Raw genomic sequence first — 17,874 nt, 5'->3', positions numbered from 1 at the left:
CTTCCTATTTCATCATGCAACTTACCTATAAAACACTTGCACTTAGTGCCGGACTACTCCTAAGCCTTTCTGCCTGTGAAAAGGACTTTTTGGAGCGAGACCCACCTAACATTGTGCTGGATGAGCAGATCTGGAATGATGCTACGCTGATTACTAGTCTGCTCGCTAACAACTACGACCGCCTGCCGGCTCATTCCCAGATAGATGCTGGCTGGGAGCAATTTGCGGCGTACGACGAGGCTACGTGGTCGGGCGGTGGCGATGGGTCTAATAACCTAGTTGATTATGGCTACGGCCGGTGGTTTAACTGGGATTATGGCCTGATTCGCGATATCAACTTAGCGCTAGAGAACATTGATAAGTATAGCACGACGCTACCTGAGGCGCAGAAAAACCAATTCAAAGCAGAGTTTCGCTTTTTGCGAGCCTACATGTACTTTGAGATGGTGAAACGCGAAGGCGGTGTTCCACTGGTTACGCAGCAATTGATTTACGACTTCAGTGGCGACCCCTCACCGCTGCAAAAACCTCGCGATACAGAGGCTGCTGTATACGATTTCGTGGCTAGTGAGCTGGATGCTATCAAAAACGATATTGGCAACGACGGTAGTAACACACGGGCTAACCGGTACGCGGCTATGGCGCTCAAGAGCCGTGCGATGCTGTATGCCGCTTCTATTGCCAAATACAATGCAGAGTCGGGGCTGAATATTCAAACACCTGGTGGAGAAGTAGGTATCCCTGCTAGTCGGGCAAGAGAATATTATCAAAAATCGCTAGATGCATCCAAAGAAGTATTAGCCGGTCCCTACCAGTTGTATACCACGAACCCGAATCTGGGCGAGAACTTTTACGATGCCATCACCCGAAAAACATCTAATCCGGAAGTAATTCTGGCGAAAGACTTTCTAGTAGCCAGAGACCGGCGGCACGGGTTTACCTATGATAACATTCCTCGCGGTATTCGGGAAGACAACTTATCCTCTTCCATTATAACTCCTGCACTGAATCTGGTAGAGGCATATGAATATCTGGATGGAACATCAGGCGAAATAAAAACTCGTACGGCGGATAACTCCGATTTCATTTACTACGATAATCTGAGCGCACCTTTTGCCAATAAAGACGCACGTCTCTACGGCACGGTTATTTATCCCGGTACTACGTTTGCCGGGCGTGAAGTGCAGATTCAGGCGGGTGTGATGGTCTGGAACGGTAGTTCCTATAACACCTTAGAAGGTGGTCTAGCAAGCACATACGGTCCGCCTACCTATCCCAATGGTGACAATAAATTACTAACGGGTAGCTCGGGGCCGCAGCGCTCGGAGGTAGAAGTTTCCAACACAGGATTCTACCTGCGTAAATACATTGACGCAACACCAAAGGCTAGTACACGCGGCGTACTGAGTGACACATGGTGGGTTCGTTTCCGCCTGGGCGAAGTGCTACTTAACGCTTCGGAAGCGGCTTTGGAATTGGGAAATGAGGCCGAGGCACTAACGTATGTAAACCGGGTTCGGCAACGGGCCGGCTTTCCTGCCAATAGCCTGACCTCGCTCACTCGCTTACGGCTAGAGAACGAGCGCCGGGTAGAATTAGCTTTTGAAGACCACCGAGTGTGGGACCTAAGGCGCTGGCGGCGGGCTCACGTTTTATGGAACGGTAACAGCGCCAACCCCAATGCTGTGCTGTATGCGTTGTATCCCTATCGCATTGTGCGGCCTGGCGACTCCCGCGATGGTAAGTATGTGTTTTTGAAGTTGCAAGCACCACGTTTCCGTGCGCCGCGTAACTTCCGCTTGGGCAATTATTATTCAGCTATTGACCAAGGCGTACTCAATAATAATCCTAAACTTGTTCGTAACCCCTTCCAATAAGGCCTACTCATGAAAGCACTATTGTATAGCCTACTAGCTGGCGCTGTTTTGCTGGCAAGCTGCGCCAAAGACAATGTTGACCCACCAAGCTCTACGCTTAGTGGTCGAATTGTATATCAGGATCAAGTTGTGGGGGTTCGATCTAATTCCTCGCAGGACTTAGGCAACAGATCAACTATGCTGGAGTTGTGGCAGCCAGGATATCAGTTCTTCGAAAAGTTCCCAATCTTCGTCGATCAGGATGGTACTTTCACTGCCACGCTCTTTGATGGCGACTACCAGATGGTACGTACCCGCGGCAATGGTCCTTGGGTGGATAATACGGATACCATTGAGGTGCAGGTGCGTGGTAATACAGTACTAGATGTACCTGTACAACCATACTTCACTATTCAAAATCCATCTATTCAAAGAAGCGGATCCACTGTAACGGCTACATGCCGGGTAAAACAAGAGGTTTCCACGAGAAATATCGACCAGGTTACGCTATTTATAAGTCGGACTCAGTTTGTAGATAACGTTAACAATACAGCGCAGAACGCGAAGAGTGGTGCTGCTCTGGCTAATTTAAATCAAGATTTAAGCTTCTCGGTTTCCGTACCAGCCTCGAATAAAGGAATCGTATACGCCCGTATTGGGGTGCGAGCTGCTGGAACAGGAGAATTTATTTTCACACCAGTTCAAAAGCTTGAGTGAGACGTTAGCTATACTAACCACAAAAAAGGCGGTCGTTGGACCGCCTTTTTTGTGGTTAGTATATTAGAGTAAGAGGTGGCCTAATACATCTACGTACCGCGCTACGTTGTCGGCCAGTGCCCGGCGCTTATACTGCATGAGGTAGCGCGGGTGGTCGAGGATGTGCAGGGTGTCAAACAACTGTAATTCATCATTGAGTCGCTGAAAGTACTGCCCGTTGCGGCGGCCCAGGCACACGGCGGCGTGGCGGGCCAGCCCTACTTCCGTAGTCATTTGTTGCAGGGAGTGCTGGATGTTGGGCCACAAAGCCTGCGTCACGGCCGGCGAGTCGTAGAAATTATAGTTTAAGTCGTTTTTCAATAGTACTAAAGGGTAGAGTGAGCCAAGAAAAAAATGTTCGTAGAACACCTGCGGCCCGCCCATTGCTACAATCACAGCCTGCACAAACTCGCTACTCGGTTCGCGGCGGCGCGGCAGATCGTTAGCTATGCCCCAGGCCGAGAGGGCAGTAGGGTCGGTGAAAGCCACGCCAGTGCGGCCATTGCCCAGCCGGCCGGGGTTGATGCCCAGCAGCGCTACGCGCGGGCGGTTGCTAGCGTAATAGCGCTGGGCAAACTGCGTAAGCAGCCGCAGCGGCTCGGGCTGCTGGTAGGGGCTCACCGCTACCACATTGTCGGGTAATGGTGCGGCGGGTAGCGGAAACGCGGTAAGAAACGATAGCAGGCGGTCGGCGAAACTAGACATGGGCAGAATAGGGGTTACGCTTTCCTACGACCTATTCACCGTCGATGGTCGGGTTTGCTGCGCTTTTCCCGCTACTTTTGCTGGCCCGTTCATCCCCCGTTGTTGATGCCCACGCTGCTGATCCTCTTGCTGCTGCCTGTTGCCTGGCTCTACGCCGGGGTAATGCACGTGCGCAACTGGTTGTACACCAAAGGAATCAAGAAAAGCGAGCAGTTTCCGATACCTGTGTTAAACGTCGGCAACCTGCGGGTAGGCGGCACCGGCAAAACGCCCCACGTGGTCTGGCTGACGCGCCAGCTGCTTCGGCACGGTCAGCACCCCGCTATTCTGAGCCGGGGCTATGGCCGCCAGACCCGCGGCTACCGCCTCGCTACCCCCTCCGACACCGCCCAAACCATTGGCGATGAGCCCCGGCAGTATGAGCAAGATTTCGCGGGACAAGTACCCGTGGCCGTGAGTGAAGACCGATGCGCCGGCATTCGACAACTACTGGCGCTACCCCAGCCACCTACCGCCGTGGTCCTCGATGATGCCTACCAGCACCACCGCGTGTGCCCTACCCTCAACCTATTGCTCACCGAGCAGCAGCGCCCGTTTTACGAGGGCTACGTGCTGCCGGCCGGACGCTTGCGCGAAAGCCGCGCTGGCGCCCATCGGGCTGACGCCGTGATTGTAACGAAGTGCGACCCTCACCTCAGCGCCGACCAGCAGCAGGATATTGCGCGGCGCGTGCGACGCTATGCCCAGCCCCAGGTACCGGTCTTGTTCTCAGCGTATCAATACGGCGCTCCGGTGGCTGTAAATCAACCGCAAGAAGTTGAAAGCCAGTATATAGTGCTGCTGACGGGCATTGCCAATCCGGCGCCGTTACGCACATATTTGGAGACGGCGGGGTACCAGATTGTAAGCCACGCGGCTTTTGCCGACCACCATTTGTTCAGCGAAACGGAGCTTCGGCAGGTAGCTGCGCAATTACGGCCGGGTGTTAGCGTTTTCACCACGCAGAAAGATGCAGCCCGTCTACAAGTGCCCGCGTTGCGGGCGGTAGTAGCCAACTGGCCTTTATTTTATATTCCGATTGACGTGCAGTTCTTGGCCGATGGCGAAAGCCGTTTGCTGGCACTGCTGACACCTATTTTTCAGCCCCACGCTGTTGTCTGATTTGTTTCGTTTCCTGCTTGTGAGCCGGCTGCTGCGCCGGTGGTTATCGTTGCCGCCGAATCGGGGGAGCTGGTTGGGCCTACTGACTACGCTGGTATTGCTGTTACCCTTGGCCGCCAGCGCCCAGATTGTAGACGACTCTACCAAGGTGCTCTACGGGCCTAAGACCACGTTCATCATCCGGGAGGCCGATGTGCTGCGCGATACCATCACGCCAGTGATGGTGGATACCACTCTCACACGCCTACCCCAGCAGCGCTACTGGCTGCACGACAGCACGTTTCAGCAGGACCTGGGCAACCTGGGCACTGCCACCCGGCCGCTGTTGTGGCAGACCAACACGCAGCTAGGTAACCGTCTGGGGCGCAACGTATTCGATAAGTACGCCATCAATCCGGCTACCATTCCCTACTACGATACCCGCTCGCCCTACTCGTATTTTCAGTTCAATCTGGGTAGTACTGGCGAGTCGACGTTCCGGCTTTCGTACGCACGCAGTGTGAAGAAGTACTTCAACGTAGGCGCGGTATACGAACGATTTACGTCGACCAAAACCCTGGCCGACGTAACGGGCCGCAACGACTTGGTGCGCCACACCAACGTGCTGGTATTCATGCGTTATCAATCGCCCAACGACCGGTACCACGGCCTGTTCAACGTGACAACGGCCCGGCACCGCGCCATTGAGCAGGGCGGCATCCGGCGTAATAGTGACTCGGCAGCAGCCGATTCCTTGGTTAGAAATGGGTTATTGTTCCTACAACCCAGTACGCAAACAGTTTGGTTGCAGACAGCTGCTGGTGGTGCCACCGCCGCCAACGAGGAGGAGCGTAACAACGTGCACCTAGCGCACACCTACCGGCTGCTGGGGCAAGGCCTCACGGCCTTTCACGTGCTGGATTACAGTTCACAGCGCAACCGCTTCTACGACAATGGTATTGTACGCGTAGGCGGCCGGCCGGAATATCCAGGCTACCCCAATACCTTCCTCAATCTCACCAAAACCAACGACATTGCTACCTATCATCAGGTGGAAAATACGCTGGGCTTTCTGGGTACTACGGTCTGGAAAGAGTCTTTAGTGGAGTATCGCGTGTACGCCCGTCGCCGCGACATCAGCCTCCGCATGGAAAGCCTGTTTTCTACTCTGACTGGCACCGACTCGGCGGGCCGCTCGCCGCAAGTGCCGCTGCCTAGTACCAGCATCCCCGCCGATGTTCGCGTACTGAAGCCTTGGGACATTTACCGGGGTGAGGTGCCGCTGGTAGGACAGGTGTTCGTAGGTGGTAATGCAGCGTTCAATTACAAATTATTTGCGATTGACACAGAAGCCGAATATCTATTGGCTAGTGGAGAATATAGGTTGCGTGGCCGGGCGCGTCTAGGGCCACTCACGGGTGAGGTGCTAAGTATTAGTTATGCGCCTACGCTCACGCAGCAGCGTTTCAGCGGCAACCACTTCAACTGGCAAAACACTGGTTTCAATAATACCAAAGTCAACCAATTAACTGTATTGGCTTCGCAACGGGTGGGCATTCACCAACTGGACGCATCCGGTTCACTTATCAATATCAATGATATAGTATATTATGGTACGGATGGCCGGCCGGTGCAGATTAGCACGGGGCAACAGCTATACACCCTCACAGCCCGACACCGTTTCAACTACGGCAAGTTCCACTTCGACAATCAGGGCACTTTCACGGCCGGCGGCCAGGGAACTGGCAGCAACGACCCGATTCGTATTCCAACGCTAGTGTCGCTGTCGCGGGTATACTATCAGAACGAGATTTTCCGTAAGGCGCTGTTTGGGCAGATTGGGGCTGAGATGTACTACCAGTCAAGCTACCGGGCGTATCAGTACAGCCCCAGCACCCAGCAGTTTTATCTGCAAAACAGCTTCGAGATTCGCAACTACCCGGTCATCAACGTGTTTCTGGCCGCCGATGTGAAAACGGTAGGTGTGTTTGTGAAAGTGGCCTACCTCAATCAGGGCCTGGCCGGCAACGGCTACTTCACCACGCCCTATTACACGGCCCAGCAGCGCCGCATCCAGTTCGGCATCCGCTGGCAGTTCTTTAATTAGGGTCTTGGGGTCTTAGTTGATATTCTTTACTTGTTAACCATCGACTACGCCCTTCAAAATCTAAGACCCCAAGACCTCATGAAAGAAAAAACCATCCTCAAGCTCAAGCTGAATACCGACCCGCGGTGGGTGGATATTGCCAGCAAAAACATCGAAGATATTCTCGTCGACCACGCCTATTGCGAGCAGAAGGCGGCCAGCACCGGCATTTCACTGATTGTGAAGTATCCCGAGAAAACGCGGTTGGTGGACGAACTGACGCTGCTGGTGGCTGAAGAGTGGAGCCACTTCGAGCGGGTGCTGGAAGAGTTGCGCAAGCGTGGCCACCAACTGGGCCGCCCCCGCCGCGACGAGTACGTGGTGCAGTTGATGACGCACGTGCGCAAGGGCGGCGCCCGCGAGCGGCAGCTCATGGACCAGCTTCTGGTATCGGCCCTCATTGAAGCCCGCAGTTGTGAGCGGTTCAAGCTGCTCTGGAAACACATTCCCGACCCCGAGCTGAGCCAGTTTTACTATGAATTGATGGTGTCGGAAGCCGGCCACTTTGTGAGCTACGTGGACCTGGCCAAAGAATACTGCGACCCCAAAGACGTAGACATCCGCTTGCAGGAGCTGCTGAAAATTGAAGGCGATATTGTGACCAACTTGCCCGTGCGCGACGACCGAATGCACTAACTGGCAAGAGCAGGTAGCAGGCTACTGTAGAGTTAGATAGGGTAGGGGAAAGAGTAGGTACGCAGTACGGAGGAAGTAAGCAGCCTTTAGGGTAGAAGGCAGTCCTTAGGCAAGCCGGGTATATCGTGTAGTTTCAAACGGATATGCTATACTACGGCTTACGGCTCACCGGCTATTCCGCGCTTCCACTCACCAAAACCCTACATGCATGATGCACTTAAAACGCATTAGTTTACTCGCCAGCCTCGGCGCGGCCTTGCTCGGCGCGGCGCCCAACGCTCGGGCGCAGGCGCCAGCCACTACCACCCCCGAGGTGCGCAAGGCGCCCATTATGAGCCGATGGGAGAAGAAAGTAACCCCCGACGACGCCTGGCGCGAGTACCCGCGCCCCCAACTGGTGCGCCCGCAGTGGCAGAACCTGAACGGGCAGTGGGACTACGCCATCACCACCCAAACGGTGCCTGCGCCTACCTCGTTTGAAGGGAAGATTCTGGTGCCCTTCTGCGTGGAATCAACCCTTTCGGGCGTAACCAAACCCCTGCGCCCCGAGCAGCGCCTTTGGTACCGCCGCTTCCTGCAAGTACCCACGCAGTGGCAGGGCCAGCGAATACTGCTGCATTTTGGAGCTGTAGATTATGAATGCAGCCTGTGGCTGAACGGCGGACTGGTGGGCAGCCACACTGGTGGTTCTGACCCATTTAGCTTCGACATTACAGATTTTCTAAAGACTGAAGGCGACAATGAGCTCGTGCTGGGCGTGACGGACCCCAGCTCCACCGGCGAGCAGCCCCGCGGCAAGCAGGTCACCAACCCCGAAGGCATTTGGTACACACCCGTGTCGGGTATCTGGCAAACGGTGTGGATGGAGCCAGTGCCCACCGCCGGCTACCTCGAAGAGGTGCGCCTGACGCCCGAGGTAGACTCCAGCCGCCTGCGCGTGGAGGCGCTCCTGCACCGCCCGGTTAGCGAAAGAAATTACACCAGCGCCATCCGCGTCACGGCCATGGATGGGAAGAAAACGGTGGCTAGCACAGTGGTTAAGGTAGGGCAGGTGGCCTACCTCACCATCGCCAAACCCAAGCTCTGGTCGCCCGACAAACCGTTTTTGTATGATGTGAGGACGGAGCTAGTGACCGTGGAAGACCCCTTCGGCGACATGGCCCGCAACCAGCGCCCCCGCGGCGGCCGGGCCTTAGCCGACGCCTACGCCAAGGCCTCTGTGGTAGGCACGCCTACAGATGTAGTGACGGGCTACTTTGCCATGCGCAAGATTTCGCTGGGGCCGGGGCCGGTACAGGGGCAGCCGGTGCTGCTGCTTAACGATAAGTTTGTGTTTCAGAACGGTCCGCTTGACCAGGGTTGGTGGCCAGCCGGGCTGCTCACGCCGCCTTCGGATGAGGCCATGATTTTCGAGATAGACTTTCTGAAACAATCCGGCTTCAACATGTTGCGCAAGCACATCAAAGTAGAGCCCGACCGCTACTATTACCAGGCCGACCGGTTGGGAATCTTGATTTGGCAGGACATGCCCTCCGGCTTCCTGGATCATACCTCGCAAAACGACCACAACGGCGTGCAGCAGGAACCGCTGCGTCGCTCGCTGGCCAAAGAGCAATTTGAACTGGAGCTGCACCGCATGATAGACCGCCTCTACAACCACCCCAGCATCGTGACGTGGGTGGTGCACAACGAGGGCTGGGGCGAGTACGACAACCAGCGCCTGGCTGCCCAAACGCAGAAGCTCGACCCGAGCCGCCTGGTAAATGCCGTGAGCGGCTGGAACGACCGGGGTGCCGGCGACTTTTTCGATATTCACACCTACGAGGAGGAGCCCCGCGCCCCAGAGGCTAAGCCTAACCGCGCCGTAGTAATAGGGGAGTTTGGCGGCATCGGCTGGCCCATCGAAGGCCACCTCTGGAACCCCGAGATGCGCAACTGGGGCTACCAGACCTATCACGACGCCAAAACCGTGGAAGAAGCCTACCGGAAGAAATACGCCAAAATCATCGATTACTATCAAAATCGGGCACTTTCTGCCGCCGTCTACACTCAAACCACCGACGTAGAAGGCGAGGTAAACGGCCTGCTGACGTATGACCGGGAGGTCATCAAAATTCCGGTGAAAACGCTGCGCAAAATTCACGCGCCGCTATTCAAGGAGGTGAAATAAGCTACTTTGAAAGGCCGTCATGCTGAGCGGAGTCGAAGCATCTCTACCGTGAGTGATTACTACCAGTAGAGATGCTTCGACTCCGCTCAGCATGACGGCTTTTTCTTGTCTATAAAGCAAAGAAAACGCTACTGCGCCGTGCTTACCTGCGCCGAAGCTGTTTTCAGCGCCAGCAACGCCCCATCCGACACGTCGCCGAACAACGATACGCCGGCCGCGCCGTTGCGAAGCGCGTTGGTAATGCCTTGCTGTACTTCCTGATTGTTTTTAAAATCGGGTAGAAATAGACCGGCGTACAGTGGAAATTTTCCGTTTAGGGCCTGCACGCCTTCAGCCACGGCCTGCCCAATCCAGGCCACGTTTTCCTTGTAGAAACCGTGGTAGATCATGGGGCACACGCCGCTGATGTTCCAGTTCACCCAGTCCTGCTTCACGTTGCGGTGAGCAATATCGGGGGTAGGGAACACGGCGGCCGTCATGGGCTTCTTGTATTGCTGGGCCACCTTCATCAGTCGCTCTACCACCCGGTTCACACGCTGGTAGCGAAACAGGCGCCACGAGGGGCTGGCCTCCGGGTACTGCACCGTGTCGATATCAATGCCGTGCTCGGCCTTATAGGCGGCTTTGCAGACCGAGCAGTAGCAGAAATCGTACTCCGGCAACTCGCTGGTCTGCACAATGTTGTACTTGTCCCACAGATTCACGGGTAGGATTACGTCGCAGAACCGTACGTAATCGAGGTGCACGCCGTCCACGTAGTCCTTTTTGAGAGCGGCAGCGTAGTCGTCTTCGAGGTACTTTTTCACCTCCTCGCGCGAGGGGCACAGCCAGCGGTAGTAGTCTACATAGGGCGGGTGGGTAGCGCAGGACTTGCCCGTGCGGCTCACGGCGTACCACTCGGGGTGGGCTTGCAGCAAGGACTTTTCGCCGCGGTTCATGGTCCAAATCCAGCGGTGGGCCTCCAGCTTCTGGGCTTTAGCGGCGCGGCAATGCTTTTCGCTGTCGGCCTCGAAAAAGATGCCGCGTACGCCTGCTTCGTAATACTTGCGGTAGCGCTCAGCCAGTTGCTGCTCGGTGTCTTTGGCGTCGGGATTGGTCCATACCCAATGTTTCCAACGGGTTTTGGGAGCGACTGCGGGCACGGCAGCGGTGGCTACGCTGGGCAATAAGGTGGCTGAAAGGCCCGCTACTACGCTGTTTTTAACGAAATTTCGCCGGCTGGTCATAGGGTTGAAGGGTTTTGGAGGTAGGGCAAAGAAAGTCAAGGCGAATATAACAGTACTGTCATCCTAAGCTTGCGAAGGATGACAGTACTGTTATTAGGTCTTCTGCTTCTTTTTCTTTGCGGCCGGGAAAAGCACGTTGTTGAGAATCAGGCGGTAACCGGGGGAGTTAGGGTGCAGGGCGAGGTCGGTGGGCTCTTCCTCTACCATGTGTTGGTAGTCTTCGGGGTCGTGGCCGCCGTAAAACGTCCAGGTGCCTTTGCCCAGGGTGCCGTGCATGTAGCGCACTTCGCCGGAAGCCTTGTTTTCGCCCATTACTACTACATCGGGCTTGATGAGGGACTTTCGGAAGGCGGTTGTCTGGCCCATAAAGCCCTTTATCACCTTCTCGTGGTCCTGGGTGAGCATGGTGGGCACGGGGTCGTACTTGGCCGAGAACGTAAACAGCTGGAAGTAGTCGTTGCCCTCGTACACGCCCCGCTCGGCGGGCTGCATGTCGATGTTGGAGAATTCGTACTCGTATGGGTCGCGCACAATCTGGAAATTCTGGAAGGCCAGCGTGCGGTTGAAGTTTAGTTTCTGCTGGGCCTGCGGGTCGGACGCGTCGCCGTCGTACATGCTCTCTACCATGTCTACGCCCAGGCCGGCCAGGGCAATATCGTAGGTGTCGGTAGCGCCGCACATGGCAAACATAAAGCCGCCGCCGGCAATAAAGGCCTGCATTTTGGTCACCACGGCACCCTTCATCTCACTCACTTTGGCAAAACCGTTGCGCTTGGCCGCGGCTTCCGAGTCGCGCTGCTGCTGCTGGTACCAGGGGCGGAAGCGGTAATTGCGGAAAAACTTACCATACTCGCCCGTAAAGTCTTCGTGGTGAATGTGCAGCCAATCGTACTTGGGCAGGTCGCCGCGCAGCACTTCGTCGTCGTAAATCTGGGTGTAGGGAATTTCGGCGTAGGCCAGCACCAGCGTCACGGCGTCGTCCCAGGGCTGCTTACCTTTGGGCGTATACACCGCAATCTTGGGCACCTTCTCCAGCTTCATGATGTCCATGTTGGCATTGGGGTCGGCAATCTGGCTGAGCACGCCAGTGTACTGCGCCTCCGAAATCACCTGGTACGTGACGCCGCGCACGGCCAGCTCGTTTTCGGCGCCAGCCACCGCGTCGAAGGCAAAGGCCCCGCCTCGGTAATTCAGCAGCCAGTCCACTTCCACCTGTTTGCCCAGCAGCCAGTAGGCAATACCATACGCCTTTAGGTGTTCTTTCTGGGCCTCATCCATCGGGATGAGAATATGGTTGGCCCAAGCCGCCACGGGTGTGCCTACCCAGAGGACAGCCAGCAGCAGGAGAGAAAGTAAACGCTTCGACAACATAGAATAAGCAACTAAAAACCGCGAAAAAAGAACAACGCGCTCAGTCCGGAAAACGAGATAAAAGCCCGTGTACTATGCCAATTATTCGGCTCGTTGGCCGCGATATCCGCTGATATCGCATCTAAACAAATGTAGCGAAACGGGGCGGGAGTTGTGCCGAAAGCGCCTACCTTGCACTACCTACTACCCGACCCGTTGCTGGGTAGCTGCACCACGTTTGGCCATGCACTTTTTAGAAAACATAAAGGAGGCGTTCCGTTCCATCCGGAGCAATCTGCTGCGTACCATCCTCACGGCCCTCATCGTGAGCATCGGCATTATGGCGCTGGTTGGTATTCTGACGGCTATTGACGCCATGAAGTTCTCGCTGAGCCAGACGTTTGCTAGTCTGGGGGCTAACTCATTTGAAATCAGTGCTAAAGGATATAATAATCGCTCCCGGCGTGGGGGGGTGCAGGAAAAAGTCTACCCGGTTATCACCTATTTGCAGGCCCGGCAGTACAAGCAGCAGATCGGCGACGAAGGCCGGGTGGGCATCTCGGCTTTTATTTCGGGAGCAGTGGAGGTGAAGGCGGGTAGCGAGAAAACCAACCCCAACATGCGCGTAGTGGCCGGCGACGATAACTACCTGTTGATTCAGAGCTACAACCTACTGGCAGGCCGCAGCTTCTCGGCGTCTGAACTGGAAAGCGGCGCCAACGTGGCCATTGTAGGGCAGGAAATCAAGGATAAGCTGTTCCCGAGCCAGAGCCCGATAGGGGAGTATGTGTACCTGATGGGGCGCCGCTTTCTGGTGGTAGGCCAGCTGGAAAAAAGCGGCAGCACCATGGGCGGCGGTGGCGCCGACCGCACCGTGCTGATTCCGCTGGAAACCGGCAACCAGATGCCCCGTCAGCAGGCCCTGAACTACGAAATCAAAACCGCTACCCCTGACCCCAATAACCTCACCTACCTCACCGGCCTGGCTACCGGCTCCATGCGCGCCGTGCGCCACGACGCCCTGGGCCAGCCCGATTCCTTTGAGATAGAGCGCAGCGACTCGCTGGCTGCCAAGCTGGATGAGCTGTCGGGTAATATCCGTATCGGGGGCTTTCTGGTAGGATTCATCACGCTGCTCGGCGCCAGCATTGCCCTCATGAATATCATGATGGTATCTGTGACGGAGCGCACTCGTGAAATTGGTATCCGTAAGGCCTTGGGCGCTACCTCCCGCCAGATTCGGCAACAGTTTCTAATGGAAGCCATTGTGATTTGCCTGCTGGGAGGTGCCTTGGGCGTAGCGCTGGGCGTGGCCATGGGCAACGGCGTAATGCTGTTTGTGGGTGGCGGCGGTTTCCTGGTGCCCTGGGTCTGGATTATGCTAGGCCTGCTTATCTGCGTGAGTGTCGGGCTGGCCTCGGGCTACTACCCCGCCAGCAAAGCCGCCAAGCTCGACCCCATCGAGTCGCTTCGCTACGAGTAGGTTTTTACTCTATTCCGATTTCACACGGAATTAGAGGAGTTGAAAAGGGAGGTAAAAGGAGTTCAATCGTTCGGCGATACTCTTTTACCTCCCTTTTTCAGCTCCTCTATCTTCGTGTGAAATACTATTATACAAATGTTGTTATTATGGATATGTAAAAACATGTATATATTTGTGCTTTCACAGAAGGTAGCGTACATGGCCACAAATAGCACGGTAGGGCAACGAATCAGCCAGCTGATAGCACAATTGGGTATTTCCAAAAATGCCTTTGCTATGTCTTTGGATAAAACGGCAACGGTGATTCAACACCTTGTAGACGAGCGGAATAAGCCGGGATTTGACCTTTTGTGTAAAATATTTGAGACGTACCCAGCGGTATCGAAAGATTGGTTGATGCAAGGAGAAGGGACTATGTTTGCCACCACTGTGGCTCCCGCCGAAGCAGCGCAGCTTGTGGCTACTCCTCCGGTAGCTGCTACCGCACCGGCACCCGTAGAAGAATTACCCGCGCCAACACCCGTAGCGGCCACACCAACACCGGCGCCTGCCCCAGTGGCCCCCGAGCCGGTAGTGCAAGCGCCTGCTCCAGCACCAGCAGCGCCTGAGCCAGTAGCGCCCGCCCCGACGCCGCCAATTGCTTCGTTACCCCCAGCGCCAGCGCCCGTTGTAGCTGCTCCGGCTGCTATGCCGGCTGCTCCGGCCGCTTCCGATGCAAGCTGGCAAACGGCCCTTTACACGCAGCAAATGGCGCATCAGTTGGCTATGGCCGAGATGCGCAATCAGCATTTACAGGAGCAGCAGCGCATGATGCAACAAATGATGGAACTGATGCAGCGGCAGCTCAGCTAGGGTTGCTACCCACCTAATCAACTAAGAAGCACCGGTACCTACCGGTGCTTTTTTTATGAACTGTACTATGCTGCTGCGTTTTGTGTAGCATTCTCCGCAATTTGTATACACTCAACGCTTAGTAGATGCCAGACCTTTGTAGAGCAAAAAGATAGTTCAACATTTAGGTATAACATCATGAGCAGTATCAAACGAGTAGCCCTGGGTAGCCAGGGGTTGGAAGTGCCCGTCGAAGGGTTGGGCTGCATGGGCATGACGGGTGGCATCAACGGCATGAGCGTATACGGCGAAGCCGATGAGCAGGAAAGCCTGGTAACCCTGCACCGCGCCCTGGAGCTGGGCGTAAACATGCTAGACACCGCCGACTTATACGGTCCCATGCTCAACGAACGGCTGATCAGCAAAGCCCTGGCTGGCCAGCGCGATAAGTATATCGTCGCCACGAAGTTCGGTTTCGAGGTAGACGATCAGGAGAACTGGACTGGCGGCTATAACGGCCGCCCCGAATACGTGCGCAAGTCCATTGAACGCTCCTTGCGCAACCTGGGCACCGACTACGTAGACCTCTACTACTTGCACCGCCTCGACCCGAATACGCCCATTGAGGATACCGTAGGCGCTATGAGCCGGCTGGTAGAGGAAGGCAAGGTGCGCTACCTGGGGCTAAGCGAGGTAGACGCCGACATTCTGCGCCGAGCGCACCAAGTGCACCCTATTTCGGCGCTGGAAACAGAATATTCGCTCTTCGACCGTGGAGTAGAAGAAAAGGGCACGTTGCAGGCGGCGCGCGAACTGGGCATTGGCTTTGTGGCCTACTCGCCATTGGGTAGGGGCTTTTTGTCCGGCGATATCAAAACGCCCGACGACTTCGAGCCCAACGACTCGCGCCGTTTCTTCCCGCGCTATCAGGGTGAAAACTTCTACAAAAACCTGGAGTTGGTAGAGAAGCTGCAAGCTTTGGCTCAGGCAAAAGGCGTCACGGCTGCGCAACTCGCCTTGGCTTGGGTGCTGGCCCAAGATGTAGTAGTGATTCCGGGCACCAAGCGCCGCAAGTACTTGGAGCAGAACGTGGCCGCCGCCAGCATCGAGCTAACCCAGCATGAATTAGCTGAGATAGAAGCCATCATGCCAGTAGGTAGTGCGGCCGGCGCGGCCTACCCAGAGGGGCTATAAGAGAAACAACGGGCAATACGCCCAGCCTGGAAAACATTGCGGCTGCGTTGGCATTTTAGTAATGTCAACGCAGCTTCCAGTTTGGTAGAGATGCCAACGAGTGCCTTTCTACGTTGCCTGACTCCAGCATTCTTTCTTGGTGAGCAGTGCTGAGCAACTCAGTCTATCGATTCTACTTTTATCTGACTTATGAAGCCTACTGGTAGAGAATTTCAGTTGCTGGCGTCCGTATCCGACTTTACGCGACACTTTGGGTTTCCCGAGCCGGTGCACCCGTTATTAACGGTAATCGACTTGGAGAAAACGCGCCACCTCACGCCGCCCACTACGCCGGCGTTGCGGCAGCTCTACATCATTGCCCTAAAGAAAGACCTGCGCGGTCAGATGCAATACGGCCGGCAGAGCTACGATTTCAGCAACGGGGTGCTGGGGTTCTATGCGCCCGGCCAGCTCTGCGAAGGCAACGACGGTTTGGATATTTCGGCGCTGAGCGGCTGGATGCTGGTCTTTCACCCTGATTTGCTGGCGAAGTATCCGCTGGGGAAGAAAATCACCAGCTACGGCTTTTTTTCCTACCAGGTGCACGAGGCTTTGCACCTCGCGGCCCACGAGGAAAGTGCGTTGGCTGGGCTAATTGACGGGATACGGCGAGAATGCGAACAACCTATTGATGCCTTTAGTCAGGATGTGCTGGTGTCGCAGCTTGATGTGCTGCTGAGCTACGCCAACCGCTTCTACCACCGTCAGTTCCTCACCCGCCGCACCGCCGAGCACGACCTGCTCAGCCGCTTCGAGGCATTACTGACGGCCTACTTTGCCCAGGACGACGGCGAGCAGCCGCTGCCTACCGTGCAGTACTTCGCCGATGCCCTGCACGTATCGCCGGCCTACCTCAGCGACATGCTCCGCACCCTCACCGGGCAAAGCACCCAGCAGCACATTCACCAGGCCTTGATCGAAAAAGCCAAGCGCATACTACTGTCCACTTCTCTAAGTATCAACGAAACAGCCTTTCAGCTGGGCTTCGAGTATCCGCAGTATTTCAGTCGGCTATTCAAAAGCAAAACCGGCCTCACGCCGGCTGAATTTCGATTTTCAGTGCAGTAGTGCAAGCCCTACCATTCCATGCTACACGGTGAGGTAGAATGCACAACTACCGACGGAAACTGTCGCGCTAACAGATTCCGTTGGTAGTAGGGTAATAGCCTGAAATCCAAATAAAAGCTACTGCCAACCCTGCACAGAATTGCCACCGAAAATGCTCTTGTTTACGGTCGGCGTGAAGATGCCGTAGGGAAAGGCCGGGGGTAGGGCGCTGGCTTCGTTTAACTGCCGGAGCTGGTCGGGGGTGAGTGTGATGGCCAGTGAAGCCAGGTTGTCGTGTAGCTGTTCTTGCCTGCTGGCACCCAGAATCAGCGACGTAATGCCGGGTTGCGCCGTGGCCCAAGCCAGCGCTACCTGGGCCAGCGGCCGGCCAACTTGCGCCGCCACTGCCCGCAGAGCGTCGAGCACGCGCCAGTTGTGGTCCGTGAACTTGGAATCGCCAAACGGATTGCTGCCGCTTAGTCGGCCTTCGCCGGTCGTGCCGGCGTCGTTGCGCTGGTATTTGCCGGCCAGAAAGCCAGCTGCCAGCGGGCTCCAGGGTAGAACGCCCAAGCCACACTCGCGGGCGGCGGGCACGTGCTCCTGTTCGATATGCCGCTCCACGAGTGAATACTCCAGTTGCATGGCGATGGGGCCGGGCACGGCGTGCGTCTGCGCCAGCGTGGCGGCTTTGGCGGCATACCACGCCGGAACATCAGAAAAGCCGAAATAGCGGATTTTGCCGGCGCGCACCAGGTCGCCCAGCGTTTGCAGCACTTCCTCCACGGGCGTCACCATATCCCATACGTGCAGCCAATACAGATCAATATAGTCGGTTTGAAGGCGGCGCAGCGAGGCTTCCAGCGCCTGATAGATGTTTTTGCGGCCGTTGCCGCCGGCGTGTGGATTGCCGGGCGCGGTGTTGAAAGCGAACTTGGTGGCCAGTACCAGTTGGTCGCGCAGGCCGCGTTCGGCTATGTAGCTGCCTACCAACTCCTCGCTGCGGCCTTTGGCGTACACATTAGCCGTGTCAATGGAGTTGCCGCCGGCATCAACATACGCATCAAAAATAGCCCGCGATACCTCATCAGAGGAGCCCCAACGCGGCGTGCCAAACGTCATGGTGCCCAAGGTAAGCGGACTAACCAGCAGGCCGGATCGGCCCACTGTGCGAAAATCGGTGAGGTTCATAGAGACAATAGTGAGGTAGGGTGCTGACCTATAACGGCCGATGTGCGACAAAGGTCGGGGTGTGGCCCGGCGCTGATACAACACAAACCGTTGCTTCTGCTACACAA

Annotated in this window: 14 protein-coding genes; 10 read left to right on the top strand and 4 right to left on the bottom strand. The window is 56.0% G+C overall.

Annotated features, from left to right (window positions below):
• The first annotated feature begins 14 nt into the window (after nt 1-14).
• Together F1C16_RS08170 and F1C16_RS08165 are read left to right on the top strand one after the other, a co-directional pair.
• Nucleotides 15-1,877 carry a RagB/SusD family nutrient uptake outer membrane protein gene (locus F1C16_RS08170; RefSeq protein ID WP_185283838.1) on the top strand — a complete coding sequence of 621 codons (1,863 nt, stop codon included), beginning with the start codon at nt 15-17 and terminating at the stop codon, nt 1,875-1,877.
• A gap of 9 nt (nt 1,878-1,886) precedes the next feature.
• Nucleotides 1,887-2,573 (top strand): DUF3823 domain-containing protein, encoded by a 687-nt coding sequence (locus F1C16_RS08165; protein WP_185283836.1) that lies wholly within the window; start codon nt 1,887-1,889, stop codon nt 2,571-2,573.
• Nucleotides 2,574-2,636: 63 nt separating this feature from the next.
• On the opposite strand, the gene F1C16_RS08160 is transcribed toward F1C16_RS08165, so the two are convergent.
• Nucleotides 2,637-3,317: a uracil-DNA glycosylase family protein gene (locus tag F1C16_RS08160; protein ID WP_185283835.1), complete on the bottom strand. Its 681-nt coding sequence runs from the start codon at nt 3,315-3,317 to the stop codon at nt 2,637-2,639.
• A gap of 105 nt (nt 3,318-3,422) precedes the next feature.
• Here F1C16_RS08160 and lpxK point away from each other — a divergent pair, with 105 nt between their 5' ends.
• The 4 genes from lpxK to F1C16_RS08140 all read left to right on the top strand — a co-directional run bounded on the left by lpxK (nt 3,423) and on the right by F1C16_RS08140 (nt 9,409).
• The gene (gene lpxK / locus F1C16_RS08155; protein WP_185283833.1) at nt 3,423-4,478 is read left to right on the top strand and encodes a tetraacyldisaccharide 4'-kinase; all 1,056 of its coding nucleotides are present in this window, start codon (nt 3,423-3,425) and stop codon (nt 4,476-4,478) included.
• Complete coding sequence (locus tag F1C16_RS08150; RefSeq protein ID WP_185283831.1) at nt 4,471-6,564, top strand: putative porin; 2,094 nt, start codon at nt 4,471-4,473, stop codon at nt 6,562-6,564. Before lpxK ends, F1C16_RS08150 begins: the two co-directional genes overlap by 8 nt.
• Before the next feature lie 78 nt (nt 6,565-6,642).
• Nucleotides 6,643-7,239 (top strand): tRNA-(ms[2]io[6]A)-hydroxylase, encoded by a 597-nt coding sequence (locus F1C16_RS08145; protein WP_185283829.1) that lies wholly within the window; start codon nt 6,643-6,645, stop codon nt 7,237-7,239.
• A 208-nt stretch (nt 7,240-7,447) separates the two neighbouring features.
• A complete protein-coding gene (locus F1C16_RS08140) occupies nt 7,448-9,409 on the top strand; it encodes a glycoside hydrolase family 2 protein (protein ID WP_258049069.1) in 1,962 nt (653 codons plus the stop codon).
• Between the two features lie 128 nt (nt 9,410-9,537).
• Here the strand turns inward: F1C16_RS08140 and F1C16_RS08135 are convergent, their stop codons facing one another.
• Both F1C16_RS08135 and F1C16_RS08130 read right to left on the bottom strand, forming a co-directional pair.
• Nucleotides 9,538-10,635 carry a Tat pathway signal protein gene (locus tag F1C16_RS08135; protein ID WP_185283827.1) on the bottom strand — a complete coding sequence of 366 codons (1,098 nt, stop codon included), beginning with the start codon at nt 10,633-10,635 and terminating at the stop codon, nt 9,538-9,540.
• Nucleotides 10,636-10,728: 93 nt separating this feature from the next.
• On the bottom strand, nt 10,729-12,006 hold the full coding sequence (locus F1C16_RS08130) for an asparagine synthetase B (RefSeq protein ID WP_185283826.1): 1,278 nt from the start codon (nt 12,004-12,006) through the stop codon (nt 10,729-10,731).
• Nucleotides 12,007-12,229: 223 nt separating this feature from the next.
• On the opposite strand from F1C16_RS08130, the gene F1C16_RS08125 reads away from it, so the two are divergent.
• From F1C16_RS08125 to F1C16_RS08110, 4 genes are all read left to right on the top strand, one after another.
• A complete protein-coding gene (locus F1C16_RS08125; protein WP_185283824.1) occupies nt 12,230-13,468 on the top strand; it encodes an ABC transporter permease in 1,239 nt (412 codons plus the stop codon).
• 414 nt (nt 13,469-13,882) lie between these two features.
• Nucleotides 13,883-14,320 (top strand): hypothetical protein, encoded by a 438-nt coding sequence (locus tag F1C16_RS08120; RefSeq protein WP_185283822.1) that lies wholly within the window; start codon nt 13,883-13,885, stop codon nt 14,318-14,320.
• Between the two features lie 177 nt (nt 14,321-14,497).
• Entirely contained in the window at nt 14,498-15,493 is a 996-nt protein-coding gene (locus F1C16_RS08115; protein WP_185283820.1) for an aldo/keto reductase, read from the top strand.
• A 189-nt stretch (nt 15,494-15,682) separates the two neighbouring features.
• Nucleotides 15,683-16,600, top strand: a complete 918-nt coding sequence (locus F1C16_RS08110; RefSeq protein ID WP_185283819.1) for an AraC family transcriptional regulator — start codon at nt 15,683-15,685, stop codon at nt 16,598-16,600.
• 117 nt (nt 16,601-16,717) lie between these two features.
• Here F1C16_RS08110 and F1C16_RS08105 read toward each other — a convergent pair whose 3' ends face one another.
• Nucleotides 16,718-17,767 (bottom strand): aldo/keto reductase, encoded by a 1,050-nt coding sequence (locus tag F1C16_RS08105; protein WP_185283818.1) that lies wholly within the window; start codon nt 17,765-17,767, stop codon nt 16,718-16,720.
• Between the last annotated feature and the right edge of the window lie 107 nt (nt 17,768-17,874).

Source organism: Hymenobacter sp. NBH84, from assembly GCF_014217645.1.
GTDB classification, from domain to species: Bacteria; Bacteroidota; Bacteroidia; order Cytophagales; family Hymenobacteraceae; genus Hymenobacter; species Hymenobacter profundi.
Note: the sequence above shows the minus strand (reverse complement) of the source record. Positions and strands in the feature narration are given on the sequence as shown.

Bases quoted from the DNA above. Each gene is read 5' to 3' on its own strand.
- F1C16_RS08170 (WP_185283838.1), top strand. From the start codon at position 15: ATGCAACTTACCTATAAAACACTTGCACTTAGTGCCGGACTACTCCTA.
- F1C16_RS08165 (WP_185283836.1), top strand. From the start codon at position 1,887: ATGAAAGCACTATTGTATAGCCTACTAGCTGGCGCTGTTTTGCTGGCA.
- F1C16_RS08160 (WP_185283835.1), bottom strand. From the start codon at position 3,317: ATGTCTAGTTTCGCCGACCGCCTGCTATCGTTTCTTACCGCGTTTCCG.
- lpxK (WP_185283833.1), top strand. From the start codon at position 3,423: ATGCCCACGCTGCTGATCCTCTTGCTGCTGCCTGTTGCCTGGCTCTAC.
- F1C16_RS08145 (WP_185283829.1), top strand. From the start codon at position 6,643: ATGAAAGAAAAAACCATCCTCAAGCTCAAGCTGAATACCGACCCGCGG.
- F1C16_RS08140 (WP_258049069.1), top strand. From the start codon at position 7,448: ATGATGCACTTAAAACGCATTAGTTTACTCGCCAGCCTCGGCGCGGCC.
- F1C16_RS08135 (WP_185283827.1), bottom strand. From the start codon at position 10,635: ATGACCAGCCGGCGAAATTTCGTTAAAAACAGCGTAGTAGCGGGCCTT.
- F1C16_RS08130 (WP_185283826.1), bottom strand. From the start codon at position 12,006: ATGTTGTCGAAGCGTTTACTTTCTCTCCTGCTGCTGGCTGTCCTCTGG.
- F1C16_RS08125 (WP_185283824.1), top strand. From the start codon at position 12,230: ATGCACTTTTTAGAAAACATAAAGGAGGCGTTCCGTTCCATCCGGAGC.
- F1C16_RS08120 (WP_185283822.1), top strand. From the start codon at position 13,883: ATGTTTGCCACCACTGTGGCTCCCGCCGAAGCAGCGCAGCTTGTGGCT.
- F1C16_RS08115 (WP_185283820.1), top strand. From the start codon at position 14,498: ATGAGCAGTATCAAACGAGTAGCCCTGGGTAGCCAGGGGTTGGAAGTG.
- F1C16_RS08110 (WP_185283819.1), top strand. From the start codon at position 15,683: ATGAAGCCTACTGGTAGAGAATTTCAGTTGCTGGCGTCCGTATCCGAC.
- F1C16_RS08105 (WP_185283818.1), bottom strand. From the start codon at position 17,767: ATGAACCTCACCGATTTTCGCACAGTGGGCCGATCCGGCCTGCTGGTT.